General features: G+C 44.4%; 14 protein-coding genes. 9 read left to right on the top strand and 5 right to left on the bottom strand.

Annotated features, from left to right (window positions below; genetic code table 11):
- Positions 1-127 precede the first annotated feature (127 nt).
- Both AC0YN3_RS28400 and AC0YN3_RS28395 read left to right on the top strand, forming a co-directional pair.
- Positions 128-1,102, top strand: a complete 975-nt coding sequence (locus tag AC0YN3_RS28400; protein ID WP_475778271.1) for an ABC transporter permease — start codon at positions 128-130, stop codon at positions 1,100-1,102.
- Between the two features lie 11 nt (positions 1,103-1,113).
- Entirely contained in the window at positions 1,114-1,998 is an 885-nt protein-coding gene (locus AC0YN3_RS28395; RefSeq protein ID WP_475778270.1) for a carbohydrate ABC transporter permease, read from the top strand.
- Between the two features lie 91 nt (positions 1,999-2,089).
- Here the strand turns inward: AC0YN3_RS28395 and AC0YN3_RS28390 are convergent, their stop codons facing one another.
- Together AC0YN3_RS28390 and AC0YN3_RS28385 are read right to left on the bottom strand one after the other, a co-directional pair.
- Positions 2,090-2,629, bottom strand: a complete 540-nt coding sequence (locus AC0YN3_RS28390; RefSeq protein ID WP_475778269.1) for a TetR/AcrR family transcriptional regulator — start codon at positions 2,627-2,629, stop codon at positions 2,090-2,092.
- 79 nt (positions 2,630-2,708) lie between these two features.
- Complete coding sequence (locus tag AC0YN3_RS28385) at positions 2,709-3,518, bottom strand: SDR family NAD(P)-dependent oxidoreductase (protein ID WP_475778268.1); 810 nt, start codon at positions 3,516-3,518, stop codon at positions 2,709-2,711.
- 255 nt (positions 3,519-3,773) lie between these two features.
- Here AC0YN3_RS28385 and AC0YN3_RS28380 point away from each other — a divergent pair, with 255 nt between their 5' ends.
- The 3 genes from AC0YN3_RS28380 (at position 3,774) to AC0YN3_RS28370 (ending at position 5,984) form a co-directional block, all read left to right on the top strand.
- Entirely contained in the window at positions 3,774-4,538 is a 765-nt protein-coding gene (locus AC0YN3_RS28380) for an SDR family oxidoreductase (RefSeq protein ID WP_475778267.1), read from the top strand.
- Positions 4,539-5,015: 477 nt separating this feature from the next.
- On the top strand, positions 5,016-5,420 hold the full coding sequence (locus tag AC0YN3_RS28375; protein ID WP_475778266.1) for an S-layer homology domain-containing protein: 405 nt from the start codon (positions 5,016-5,018) through the stop codon (positions 5,418-5,420).
- Positions 5,421-5,615: 195 nt separating this feature from the next.
- Positions 5,616-5,984 (top strand): DoxX family protein, encoded by a 369-nt coding sequence (locus AC0YN3_RS28370; RefSeq protein WP_475778265.1) that lies wholly within the window; start codon positions 5,616-5,618, stop codon positions 5,982-5,984.
- Positions 5,985-6,255: 271 nt separating this feature from the next.
- On the opposite strand, the gene AC0YN3_RS28365 is transcribed toward AC0YN3_RS28370, so the two are convergent.
- The gene (locus AC0YN3_RS28365) at positions 6,256-6,732 is read right to left on the bottom strand and encodes a MarR family winged helix-turn-helix transcriptional regulator (RefSeq protein WP_475778264.1); all 477 of its coding nucleotides are present in this window, start codon (positions 6,730-6,732) and stop codon (positions 6,256-6,258) included.
- A 142-nt stretch (positions 6,733-6,874) separates the two neighbouring features.
- Here AC0YN3_RS28365 and AC0YN3_RS28360 point away from each other — a divergent pair, with 142 nt between their 5' ends.
- Positions 6,875-7,750: an SDR family NAD(P)-dependent oxidoreductase gene (locus AC0YN3_RS28360; RefSeq protein ID WP_475778263.1), complete on the top strand. Its 876-nt coding sequence runs from the start codon at positions 6,875-6,877 to the stop codon at positions 7,748-7,750.
- Positions 7,751-7,999: 249 nt separating this feature from the next.
- Here AC0YN3_RS28360 and AC0YN3_RS28355 read toward each other — a convergent pair whose 3' ends face one another.
- On the bottom strand, positions 8,000-8,140 hold the full coding sequence (locus AC0YN3_RS28355) for a hypothetical protein (protein WP_475778262.1): 141 nt from the start codon (positions 8,138-8,140) through the stop codon (positions 8,000-8,002).
- A gap of 163 nt (positions 8,141-8,303) precedes the next feature.
- On the bottom strand, positions 8,304-8,420 hold the full coding sequence (locus AC0YN3_RS28350; RefSeq protein WP_475778286.1) for a ribosomal protein L7/L12: 117 nt from the start codon (positions 8,418-8,420) through the stop codon (positions 8,304-8,306).
- A 176-nt stretch (positions 8,421-8,596) separates the two neighbouring features.
- On the opposite strand from AC0YN3_RS28350, the gene AC0YN3_RS28345 reads away from it, so the two are divergent.
- From AC0YN3_RS28345 to AC0YN3_RS28335, 3 genes are all read left to right on the top strand, one after another.
- Positions 8,597-10,555, top strand: a complete 1,959-nt coding sequence (locus AC0YN3_RS28345) for an ABC transporter substrate-binding protein (protein WP_475778261.1) — start codon at positions 8,597-8,599, stop codon at positions 10,553-10,555.
- A 1-nt stretch (position 10,556) separates the two neighbouring features.
- A complete protein-coding gene (locus tag AC0YN3_RS28340) occupies positions 10,557-11,333 on the top strand; it encodes an IucA/IucC family C-terminal-domain containing protein (RefSeq protein ID WP_475778260.1) in 777 nt (258 codons plus the stop codon).
- Positions 11,334-11,503: 170 nt separating this feature from the next.
- Positions 11,504-12,280, top strand: coding sequence for a lysostaphin resistance A-like protein (locus AC0YN3_RS28335; RefSeq protein WP_475778259.1), 777 nt, complete (start codon positions 11,504-11,506; stop codon positions 12,278-12,280).
- Positions 12,281-12,289 lie beyond the last annotated feature (9 nt).

Below are 12,289 nucleotides of genomic sequence, written 5' to 3'. Positions count from 1 at the left end.
CATGATCTGTTCACGGCAATAGTCGTGAAAGTGGTAGATAAGAAGTCGGCTTAACGTTAGTTGAACTCACGTGAATTTCTTATGATAGGTCTATAAACAATAGACGAAGACAAGGATGTGAGTGTACATGAATCAGATTTCACCGGCGAATTCGACCGCCTTACCTCAAACGAAATCGGAAAAGAAAAAGAAAAAGTATGATTATCGCAGGTACTCGCCGCTACTGATCATGATGATACCAGGGTTATTGTATCTCTTAATCAATAACTATCTGCCAATGTTCGGGGTTGTCATTGCTTTCAAGGAAATTAACTTTGCGAAAGGTATTTTCGGAAGCGATTGGGCTGGATTAAAAAACTTTGAATATTTGTTCAAAACCTCGGACGCATTTATTATTACCCGTAATACGATTCTATACAATCTGTTATTTCTAGGTTTAGGAACGATTTTGTCTTTATGTGTAGCTATCCTGCTTAATGAAATTAAACAGAAGGTATTTCTAAGAACCTATCAAGCTATTATTTCAATGCCCCACTTGATCTCTTGGGTAATTATCAGTTATCTGGTGTATGGGTTTCTAAGCGTCGAGAATGGCTTGATCAATCGAACGATTCTTCCGATGCTCGGAATAGAGGAGGGAATCATGTGGTATGCCGAAGCGAAGTTTTGGCCTGTTATCTTGACTTTCGTGGATCAGTGGAAGGGAGTCGGATATGGAAGTATTGTTTATTTTGCGGCATTGCTCGGGATTAACGAAGATTATTACGAGGCTGCGAGGATAGATGGCGCCAACCGCATAAAGCAGATTATATACATTACTCTTCCAATCGTAACACCAGTAATCCTTATGATGGCACTGCTCCAGCTGGGAAGGGTGTTTTATTCCGACTTTGGTTTATTCTATCAGGTAACACTGAATTCCGGGGCACTTTTCGAGACAACGGCCACAATCGATACTTATGTATTTAACGGATTGATGGGAAGCGGCAATATGGGCATGTCTGCTGCGGCAGGCTTGTACCAATCAGTTGTAGGATTTGTTCTTGTCATTACAGTAAACTATCTGGTGCGTCGCAAAAATAAAGAAAGCGCATTATTCTAGGGGGAAACGACGTGAAAAATGAAAGCCGAGTCATAACATGGTTTAGTCATTCCGTTCTGATCGTATTAAGCGTGGTCTGTATCATTCCGTTCATCTTGCTGATCTCTGCGTCGTTGACGGATCAATCATCACTCATAGCGAATGGATATTCCCTCATTCCGAAAGTATTCAGTACCGCGGCTTATGAGTATTTATTCGACAGTGGATCAAATATTATTCGAGCTTATGGCGTATCGATATTCGTAACGGTCGTTGGCACAACGGTTGGCATATTCACCACCCTGTTGATGGCCTATCCGTTATCCAGGCCAGAAACGCCACATCGCGGAATTATCTTGTTTCTCGTATTTTTTTCGATGCTGTTCCACGGTGGGATGATTCCCTCGTACCTTATTTATGCGCAAATATTAGAACTGAAGAACACCATCTGGGTATTAATTGTAGCCGGGGTTCTCACGAATGGTTATTACATCATGATGATGCGAATCTTTTTGCAAGGATCGATGTCGAAAGATTTGATCGAATCGGCGCAATTGGATGGAGCGAGTGAATACCGGATTCTAGGGAGCATCATTATTCCAACTTCCACGCCAATATTAGCTGTAATCGGGCTGTTCACGGCAATCATGTACTGGAACGATTGGCAGACCGGGATGATCTATATTACGAAACCAGAATTGTTCAGTATACAGAATCTCCTGCAAAGGATCATGCAAGACATTCAGTTTATTCAATCGAATATGAGTGCAAACGCCGGCGATGCCATGTCTCAGATGCCTTCGGATACGGCGAAGATGGCGATCGCGGTGTTAGGATCGCTTCCAATCTTGATCGCGTACCCATTCTTCCAGAAGTTTTTTATTAAGGGCATTATGTTCGGTGCAGTGAAAGGATAGTGGTCTCAAGGTAAAGCAAAGTAAGAACGAACAAAGGACAGCAAGAATGCCAATCCGGAAGGAGAGGATGGTTCTTGCTGTCCTTTTCGGTTTACCGATAGGTAACTTCAAATATTAGATCTATTTTTTTAGATATATTAAATTCGCCTCGTTCGAGCTTCCACAATACAATGGCCCCGATAACACCAGCTATAAACGTATCCAACAATTCCTTAGGTGTCCTCGTTGAATGAATTTCGTTATTTTCGATCGCCTTTTGGATGAGATCGATGGACAAGCCTTCCGCATCGAAATAGGTATGAAAGTGCTTGCCCTGAAGTTCGAATTCCGCCAAGAGTAAGTGGTACATAAAATCATGTCCGACTTTTTCGATGATATTTGCGTAGTCCAGAGCATGTTTCTTTAAAATTTGTTTCGGAGAATCTATGTCGGGCTCTAGCATGATATGCATCCTAGCCTGTGAGGAGAACCAATATAATAGCAGATCGTTTTTACCTTCGAAATGATGATAGAAAGAACCGCGAGTGACCTGAAGCCGATTACATATCATGTTGATGCTGATGTTCTCATAGCCATGTTCTCTAAACATTTGAATAGCAATTTCGCACATGTTCTCTTTGGTCGTAATCATGTCTTTCAACTCCTCACATGCATTATAGCATACAAAGAAAAATAACTTCCGCTAGGAAGTTATTGGGGAGAGAGACGATTTACTCCAAAATTTCAGGATGAGCCCATTGTACAGGAGTAATTTTGCCTGCGCTCGAGCCAGCATCTATCGAGATAGCTGAACCGCTTATATAACGTGCCAAGTCGGAAGCTAAAAATAGAGCCAGATGTCCGATTTCTTTCGGATCGCCTAATCTTCCGCTTGGCGAGAATATTTTTGCATATTGAGTGACGATTTCTTCAGGTGTTTCTCCCCAGATTGAAGTTCTGAAAGTTCCCGGACAAATCGCGTTAACGGTGATGTTATAAGGGGCGTAATCCAGCGCAGCGCTTTTGGTTAAACCTACAACGCCGTGCTTGGCGGATGAATAAATTCCCATGGAGCTGTTTCCCAATATTCCGGCTAATGAAGCAACATTAACAATGAATCCCCCAGACGATTTAGACTTTAGTATGCCTTCGACTCCATATTTCGTTCCCAAGAATACGCCTCTCAAATCAATAGACATGAGTCTGTCGAACTCCGCGGTAGAATATTCGTGAATAGGCCTATTGTCGGCGGCGATGCCTGCGTTATTGACAAGCCCGTCTAATCGGCCAAATGTCTCGATTGTAAAGTCTATAAGGTTTTTTACTTCTTCTTCATTACTTACATCAGCTTTGAAGAATGCTGCATCTCCGCCGGCAAGTTTAATTCCTTCTACAACCTGTAATCCTTTGTCGGTATTGATATCTGATATAACGACCTTCATGCCATTGTCCGCATAACATTGTGAAATCGCTTTGCCGAGGCCATCAGAAGCACCTGTCACTATAGCAACTTTGCCCTTAACGCTTGAGAAATCCGTCATGAAAAATCCTCCTTTTTTAAAACATACATATGTATGTTTTTATAAGTCTAAATTTGATAGGCGTGCTTGTCAACAATAATAATTGCCATTCTGGCTCTCATTCCGAAATAGTCGTTAAAGTTCCATTGATGAAGTCGTCAAAACGTTAGAGCTGTGCAGTCATCTTACATTAGGATGGAATTACAGTTCCTTTGTAATTGGAATTCAGTTTCGATTCCAAACGGGCAACGTGCTGTAAATAGGATGAAAGTAGGGATGAATTTGAAGCTTACAGGGAAAGTGGCAATCGTTACCGGAGCTGCTTCTGGTATGGGGAAAGCCATAGCCGGGTTATTCGCAGTTGAAGGGGCTAAAGTGGTCGTTTCTGATCTTAATTTGGAGAATGCCACCCAAGTGGTGAAAGAAATCAAGGAAAAGGGAGGCGAAGCAATTGCCGTTCAAGCAAACGTAGCGATGGAAGATGATGTGCAACGTCTGTTCAACGAGACGACAAACTTGTACGGAACAGTTGACATATTAGTGAATAATGCTGGTATTATGGATAATTTCGTGCCTGCGGGCGATCTTACGGACGAGCTATGGGAACGAGTTTTCGCGGTCAACTCGACCGGACCGATGAGAACCATTCGGAAGGCGCTCGCCATTTTCTTGCCGAAGAGCGCGGGTGTCATTGTTAACATCGCTTCAGCTGGCGGTTTATTCGGATCACGTGCCGGTACAGCATATACGGCTTCTAAACATGCTGTAGTGGGGCTGACAAAAAACGTAGGCTTTCAGTATGCGAATAAAGGAATTCGCTGCAATGCAATTGCGCCGGGCGGCGTGATGACCAATATATCCGCTTCGTTAACGGCGCCAAATCCTTTTGGAGCGGAGCGCGCGATGGCGGGAATGGCAATCAACCCGCGGGTAGGGGATGCTGAGGAGATCGCTAAGGTGGCATTATTTCTAGCCTCGGACGAATCGAGTTTCGTCAATGGCACGATTATCACGGCAGATGCCGGATGGACGGCATATTAAGATGGATAAGGTCTTGGCTATAACCAAGACCTTATTTATATAAGACATTACAATAACTTTCAATCTTCTTGCCCAGCTGCCTATGCGATCCTAATCGGCGAAAGACTTGAGCCGTTCGTCCTCCGCTTGTAACGAAGACGGCATGTTATTCAGCCCGGTCAGCTTCATCGCGTTCGAGATGATTGCCATCATTTGCTCCCTCGTCATATTGTCAGCAGGGCGGAAGCTTCCGTCCTCGTGCTGGGTGGCACAGTCACGATCAGCGGAACAGCGAAGTACGGCGAGCAACTGACGGCAGATGGTAGTATGGCATCCGCTAGAATTTACAGATGTCGAGAAGCATTGGGCAAAAGACGCGGTTAACGATATGGGTTCCCGGATGATCTTAGAGGGCACAGGCTAAGGATTGTTTAATCCTGATCCCAAAATAACGCGTGCCGAGTTTGCCGCCATATCGTTCGTGGCTTGGGACTCAAATTGGAAACAGGCGAGGTTCCTTTCTCGGACGTAAAAGCATCGGATTGGTATAGCAGCGTGGTCAACACGGCATATTCGTACGATTTGATCAGCGGTTACGGAGACGGTACGTTCCTTCCGAATACGTATATTACTCGGGAACAAGCCATGACGATCATAGCCAAGACGATGAAAATTACAGACTTAAAAGACAAGCTTGCTGTCAAGTCAATAGACGAAATCATTCATCCGTACAAAGATGCAGCTAAAGTCTCCAATTGGGCGCTAAGCAGCGTTGCAGACTGCCTGCAGTCTGGCATCGTATCCGGCATGCCTGGTGCGAAGCTTGCACCGAAGCAGGATATTACAAGAGCTGAAGTTGCATTAATCATTCAGCGACTGCTTCAAAAGTCAGATCTGATTTAATAACCTCTATCCAAAATGGGTTATCCGACAACAGAAATGTTGTTGGATAACCCATTTTTGAATAGAACGATAATCAGCTGAAGCTTTCCGCTCCAACCATCAAATTATTGCTTTACAGGACACCTAATGGTGTTATATGATCAATTAGGACACTGATTGGTGTCCAATAATAAATGGATAAGGAAGATGACTCATATGCACATTCTAACCATCGTTCTACAAAGCTGGCTGCTGTTCTCCATGGCATTTTTTGGTGGAAGCAAGCTAGCGGGAGCCAAGCATCAGATCGAACTGTTTGATTCGATTAAGCTTCCTCAATGGTTCCGGGTCGTTACAGGCTACTTTCAAATTGTTGGATGTATAGGACTCATTATCGGCTACTGGTATCCTAGTGTTGCGGCTTGGACCGGAATAGGGATCGGCATTATGATGCTGTTGGCGTGCCTTTCGCATTTCAGAGTCAAACATCCGATCGGGAAAATCATACCTGCCTTGTTAAATCTAGCGATAGCTATTGCGGTAGTACTCTTATACGCAGACGAATTGCCCCAACTTTTTGGCTAAGACCAAGTGCAGTTTATCTAGGTAGAGAATGCTTGAATGGCATGCAAGCGGTTGGGAGTTCGATTCCGATAGGCTTCAATAATCAAACAATTCAACCACGTTCAGAAGAACACCCCCTATAAAGACATTGGTTATACCCTCTTGGGAAAACCGATGTAAGGATAGGGGGTGTTCTTCATTGTTTCGGATGTGTTTTTTTGTTATTTTATGAAGCCTAAGACGAATCAACCCTTGGTGCAGATTCTGTATGGACGTATCGAAATGAACCGTATTATTCAGAGGGAGTTATCTCCATTTGCTCAAATCCATTAATGGCCTGAAGCATCTCGATAAATGCTTCAAGCTGCCGATTATCCCATTGGGATATGCGTTCGTAAAAAAAGTTCTCTTTATCACGCAGTGCCTCAAACGTTTTTTTTCGTCCAAGCTCCGTGAGAGTGAGAAATATTGCCCGGCGATCATGGGGAGAGCTTTCCCTTCTAACATAACCTAAATGCTCAAGTTGCTTGACAAGACGGCTGACCGAGCTACGGTCCATTGCAGTTGAATCTGCCAATTCCGATGCGCTTGTTGGACCGTGAGCGTATAACCAACGGACGATATGGAAAGCCGCGGGTTGTATTGAGGAATCGAAATGGGCTGAAGTTCTGACATTTAGCGCATGCGCTGCACTAATGAGGGCATTAATCTGTTCGCCGAGCTTTAGCTCCAAAGGCCCTCTCGACATATCTTTATGTTCGGAATGCATAATGGCTACCACCTAACCTAGATTTTTAGAAAAACTCATTCATCATATAGTTGACATATATCAATTAAACGCTATATAGTTGATATATATCAATTATATGATTTTGGCATGACGATGTCAAAACACAAGGAGAATGAAGTTAATGGCAAATCCGATCATTGTAATTACTGGCGCTACAAGTGGTTTGGGGCAGCTCGTTGCATGTGAAATGGCTAATCGAGGCGCTCATCTGATTCTTACAGCGAGGAGCAAGAGCCGCGCAGAAGCAACTGAAAAAATGATAAAGGAGCGGGTGCCTTCAGCTCAAATAAACTTTTTCTTTGGGGATTTGTCCATAATGAAGGATGTCAGACGAATAGCTCAAGAAATATCAGAACAGTTTCCAAAGATAGACGTGCTACTGAATAACGCAGGTCTCCATGCATTTGAACAGCGAGTTACTTCAGAGGGCTTCGCAGAAATGATGGCAGTAAACTATTTTGCGCCATGGATATTAACGCATTCCTTGCGTCATTCCTTGCATAAATCGGGTAGCGCAACAATCGTGAATGTTGCTTCTGAAGCATCTCGCCGACATGGCAAATTTCAAATACCGGAGGATTTGCTTGATACAGCTCCTTTTACTTATAGAGGTTCTTCAGAGATATACGGAAAAACCAAATTGTTAAATATTATGTTTACTGCTGAGCTTGCACGTCAGTGGGAGGGGACGGGAATTAGCGTTCATGCGCTGAATCCAGGTTTTAACGTTACCGGTCTGGGGAGGGAACTTTGGTTTGCCTCGCTGCTCGAGCGTTTGTTGAATTTTTTTCGAATTGGTGATCCGCGTAAAGGAGCTGATATTATGATTCGTTTAATGACGGATTCGAAGTATCAGGCAAGAACAGGGGGTTATTATAATGTAGGATCCGGCAATCTCATCGTACCCATTAATCCTGGAGGAGATAAGGTCATGCAGCGTGAATTATGGAACGAAACAAGCGCCATTCTTCGAGATAAAGGATTTTTTGAAAGCTGATCGGCATTCCAAGATTCTACAACTTCCAAAACAATCGAGTTAGCGGCTTGGCTTGTGAATCTGAAGGGCAATGCGGATGCTGAACGAGTCTGAAAAACGATTGTGATGAAATACCTATTCAGTTGAATTGAAAAAAAGCTCCCTGCATGCAAAAACGAGCCATAGAAGCAATTCTATTGGCTCGTTTTGTCTAGGGTTTGAATGCTACGTATATCTTCAAAGAAATGACAGCCATCCTTGGGCTAGAAGTTAGCACCAGCCTCTTTCAGGCCAATCCTCGCCGTAAATGACTGGACCTGGATTGTCCTTCGCGCTTACCGCTCCCGTAAACGTTAGAAACAGACTGACAGCCAAAAACCCCGTAATCAAGCCTAGTCTTAATTTTCTCATCAATATTTGTCTCCTTTTATATGAATTTGGCGAGAAACCGTTAAAAACATATTTTAACAGGAATAGTTAAATGTTTACTAGAGTTAAATAGACCAGTACTTTAAACCCAGGGCTATAAAATATTTTTGCTGCAAGTGGTGAAAATTTACTATATGGAAGAGGCTCAACGGTGAGCTATCTCCAACTGGTCTACGTATTCTTTCGCTTCTTTAAGGCCAACGCCGCTCGCTTTTCTAAACTCTTTGATGGCTTGAATTCTTTTTCCCGAAGCAGTTAGCATACGCAATCGCTCATCGATATTTGCATGCGAACCCATGGAGAAATTACCTATCGCAAGCCCTTGCCGTATAAGCGCAATCGATTGGCAGATGGAAGTGGAAAAGTTTTGATAATGAGAATGATTATTACTATAATAAGAGAGTTGGAAGGTGCAAATAGATATGGAAGGTGAACAGGATGAGGTTACTGGAACAATTGCCACTATGGAATCATGCGGCTATAAGGGTGCTTGACATAAGGCGATCCATATTGCAGGCGGGCGAGAGCGTTCAAGGGTTTCGTTTGCCAGCGAGTGCATTCTTGTTTGCCGTGACTGGGGAAGCAAGGATTTTTATCGATGGAGCCGAACACCTCGCAGATCGCTGTTACGTATGCCATGCTGGCAAAGGCGCGACAATGGACATTATTCAAGTTGAAGAACCATTCGACTATTATTTTATTTTTTATAAAGCGGCTCTCGTTTTGCCATCGCGCAAGGAATTGTTACATGTATTCAAAAGCAATAATCCATTTCATATGCAATACGGTTTTGCTCCCGCCTATCCGCTGGCTCTCCTTACAAGAATCGAACAGATGCATGCCTATTGGCTGCTCGACGGCGAGCTTGAGCGGTTTCATGTAAGAGCCTTATTTCATCAATGGGTGTATGACCTCCTGCAGCAGCTCCATGCGCGGGAGGGAACAGCTGCCATACAGCCCGATTATGTGAACCAAACGATCCGCTTCTTGGAGGAGCATTATGCTGATCCGATTAGTGTGCAGGACCTTGCTCTAGCTATGCAATGCAATGAGAGAAAGCTGCAGCGGTTATTTAAAGCAAAGCTTCGGATAGGGCCAATGGAATATCTCATTCAAGTTCGGATGAATCATGCTCAAGCGATGTTATTGAACACGAACGTACCGCTTAAGATCATCGCAGAATCGGTAGGTTACGGAGATAGTTATTATTTCAGCCGCGCTTTCAAGAAGCACTGCGGCGTTTCGCCTCTTTATTTCAGGCAAAACCGTCGGATAAGTGCATCCTACATGTCGCGGTATTCCATTGGCTCGGCTAACAATGTCTCTTATAATAATGATTGTGATAATCATTATCAACAAGTTGACGGGGGAGTTATTGGAATGAATCGAAGTAAGAGATCGGTATTGGCGGTTAGTTTGATGTTGAGTGTGATTCTGTTGTTGAGCGCATGCTCGGCCGGAAACAGCGTGGGCAACAATTCGGGAGGGGCTAGTCCTACGGCAGCTTCTACCAATGTTTCTTCAAATACAAACGCGGCACCGACATCGCAGCCAGCGTATCCTGTCGTGATTAAACATATGAAGGGTGAAGAAACGCTGGAGCAGCATCCTTTAAAGATTGCGGTGCTCGATACCAAATTCGTGGATCAACTCGTTGCTTTAAACGAGCAGCCAGCGGGCAGCGTGAAAGCTGCGGCAGATAACTCGGACTTTCCTGCCTATTTGATGGATAAGCTTACGGACGTTAAAGTGCTGGGTACGAGGGATGAACCGAACCTGGAAGCCATTACGGCCATGGAACCGGACTTAATCATTTGTACGGAATTTCAGGAGGAGGTATACGAAAGCTTATCTAAGATCGCACCGACCATTATGCTGGACTTTAACGAGGATTGGCGGGATACACTCGCTACGTTCGGGAAAATCGTAGGGAAAGCAGAAGAAGCGGGTGTCGTCCTCGAACAATATAACGAGAAAACGACGAAGCTGAAGGCGGAATTAAAGGCGAAGCTTGGTGAGCAGACAGTGGCATTGATACGCCCGCGGGATGAAGGCATTCGCATCCACACGCCAAGCCACCGGGCAGCATCCATTCTTTACAATGATCTTGGCTTGTCTGCGCCGCAACAGGTGCTTGATGAGAAAGACACGGCCTATCAAGTTCCTTTAGAAGCGTTGCCGGGTGTAGGTGCGGATCATTATTTCCTCGTACAAGACGATATGTTCAAAGCAATCGTTGAGGAGTTCCAGCAGACGGAAACTTGGAAAAACATTGAGGCTGTGAAGAACAATCAAATCTATGATGTGGATTCGAATGTATGGATTGCTTATTATGGGCCGATTGCTATCAACATGGTTGTGGACCGAGTTGCGGAAGTGTTCCTAGGTACGCCATAATATGACCGTTACACTATCAGCGTCCGAATGGGGCGATTTAGGCAGCAGATATAATCTAACGTCAAGCGATGATGGTTTGCCCGCTGACCGCTTCATCGTATCGAGCGATTTGTTGGATCGGGACAAATGCGAGTCTTACTTGGATCAGCTTGCTGCGGAAATTGGCTCGCCTTCGAGAAGAGTGACTGCATCCATGCTTGCGAAGCGTTATGCTTTTCTAGCCGTTGCCCCTGTTCTTTATGCAATGACGGTATTGGATAAGGGCTTGGAGCTTGCACCGAGCCACTGCCGTTTGGTTTTCCCTAGCGATAGCGAATACCTTCAAAGCAAATCTAGGTTTCCTCATTTGAGCTTAGGCGGTTTGAACGTCACAGAACCAGAGACAGGGAAGCGCGCAGAATGGCGGGATCAAGTGGTGCGTCAACTATTCGGGGAGCATCTGTCCCCTTTATTTCATTCCTTGTCCATGGTTGGACATGTGCCTAGGGCAGTGCTATGGGAAAATGCAATGGTACGGATTATTCCTTTGTACGAGGATGGGTTAGAGGATGAAGAGGATCCGTTCATCTTAATGCGGCTGAATGATGATTTTAAGTATATAACAGAGACGGCATCACCAAGCTTATTCGGGGAACGTAGAAATCCACTAAAGACGTTTATCCGCGGAAAGAGAACCGATTATACCGGCAAACAGGCAGCCTACAAGCGCCAAACCTGCTGCTTTTATGATGAGATGTCTGCGGAATACTGCAGGGCTTGCCCGAAGGCCCATCATTGAAATGCATAGCAAATATTTGAACTCAGCACCCCCTTTGGGGTGCTTTTTCTTCGTGATGCGCTTTGGAATACCTGTCCTAACCGGATTGTGACGATCGCCACTAATCATATGACGGTAATTTGTTATACATTTGGCTAAGAAATTACAAATAGCCAGAAGGAGTGGGCAGGTTGCATAACGAAATGGAAGTAAAGCAATATAGCGTATTGAAAATACTGGGGCTATGGGCTTTAGTCGCCTTGCCGATGCTCGTCATTCGATTTGTTTTGATGCCGATTTTGGCGCCAATCGTCTCTTTTCATCCTGGCATTCTTTATTGGATGCTTATGATTATAGGCATGATGTGGCAGTTTGTATTATCGGTTATCATCTTGAAAAAAGAATTAGGCAATCTGAGCTGGGAGAAGCTGAAGCAAAGATTATGGCTAAGTCATCCGATTCATCCAATAACGCATAAGATCTATAAGCTTGCTTATTCATTCACGGTTCCCATCATTCTCTATGCCTTTTTCTTTGAAAGCTCGGGCTTGTTCGGATTTGTCGAAGAAACGATCAATCGCATCTTCCCGTTCATGGCTCCCAAAGATTATACGTTAATAGAGAATTTGGCTGTTCCTGAATTTATCGGCGCATGGTATCTGCTCGGTATTGCGCTTGCCAGTTGTTTATTTAACTATTTGCTTGGAGAAGAGCTGTTTTTCCGGGGCATTCTGTTGCCTCAGATGAAGGGAGCCTTCGGGCGATGGGACTGGGCAGCGAACGGCGTTTTGTTTGCTGCGTACCATCTCCATAAAATGTCGGAAATACCGTTGTTTATTATCGGATCATTATTTTACGGGTTTCTAAATGCTAAATACCGGAGTTTTTGGCCGGCTGTCATCATCCATGGCGTGGAAGCCATTCCGCTGCTTTTTGGCGTTACGGCGGTTATATTAGGTGTCTTCTAAAAGCGAACG

It is taken from the genome of Paenibacillus sp. J22R232, assembly GCF_056269165.1.
The sequence above is the reverse complement of the archived record's forward strand: the minus strand, read 5'-3'. Positions and strand labels throughout refer to the sequence as shown.

Excerpts from the sequence above, each read along its gene's own strand:
- AC0YN3_RS28355 (WP_475778262.1), bottom strand. The coding sequence starts at position 8,140 with ATGAGAAAATTAAGACTAGGCTTGATTACGGGGTTTTTGGCTGTCAGT.
- AC0YN3_RS28360 (WP_475778263.1), top strand. The coding sequence starts at position 6,875 with ATGGCAAATCCGATCATTGTAATTACTGGCGCTACAAGTGGTTTGGGG.
- AC0YN3_RS28370 (WP_475778265.1), top strand. The coding sequence starts at position 5,616 with ATGCACATTCTAACCATCGTTCTACAAAGCTGGCTGCTGTTCTCCATG.
- AC0YN3_RS28345 (WP_475778261.1), top strand. The coding sequence starts at position 8,597 with ATGAGGTTACTGGAACAATTGCCACTATGGAATCATGCGGCTATAAGG.
- AC0YN3_RS28385 (WP_475778268.1), bottom strand. The coding sequence starts at position 3,518 with ATGACGGATTTCTCAAGCGTTAAGGGCAAAGTTGCTATAGTGACAGGT.
- AC0YN3_RS28380 (WP_475778267.1), top strand. The coding sequence starts at position 3,774 with ATGAATTTGAAGCTTACAGGGAAAGTGGCAATCGTTACCGGAGCTGCT.
- AC0YN3_RS28350 (WP_475778286.1), bottom strand. The coding sequence starts at position 8,420 with ATGCTAACTGCTTCGGGAAAAAGAATTCAAGCCATCAAAGAGTTTAGA.
- AC0YN3_RS28400 (WP_475778271.1), top strand. The coding sequence starts at position 128 with ATGAATCAGATTTCACCGGCGAATTCGACCGCCTTACCTCAAACGAAA.
- AC0YN3_RS28365 (WP_475778264.1), bottom strand. The coding sequence starts at position 6,732 with ATGCATTCCGAACATAAAGATATGTCGAGAGGGCCTTTGGAGCTAAAG.
- AC0YN3_RS28390 (WP_475778269.1), bottom strand. The coding sequence starts at position 2,629 with ATGATTACGACCAAAGAGAACATGTGCGAAATTGCTATTCAAATGTTT.
- AC0YN3_RS28340 (WP_475778260.1), top strand. The coding sequence starts at position 10,557 with ATGACCGTTACACTATCAGCGTCCGAATGGGGCGATTTAGGCAGCAGA.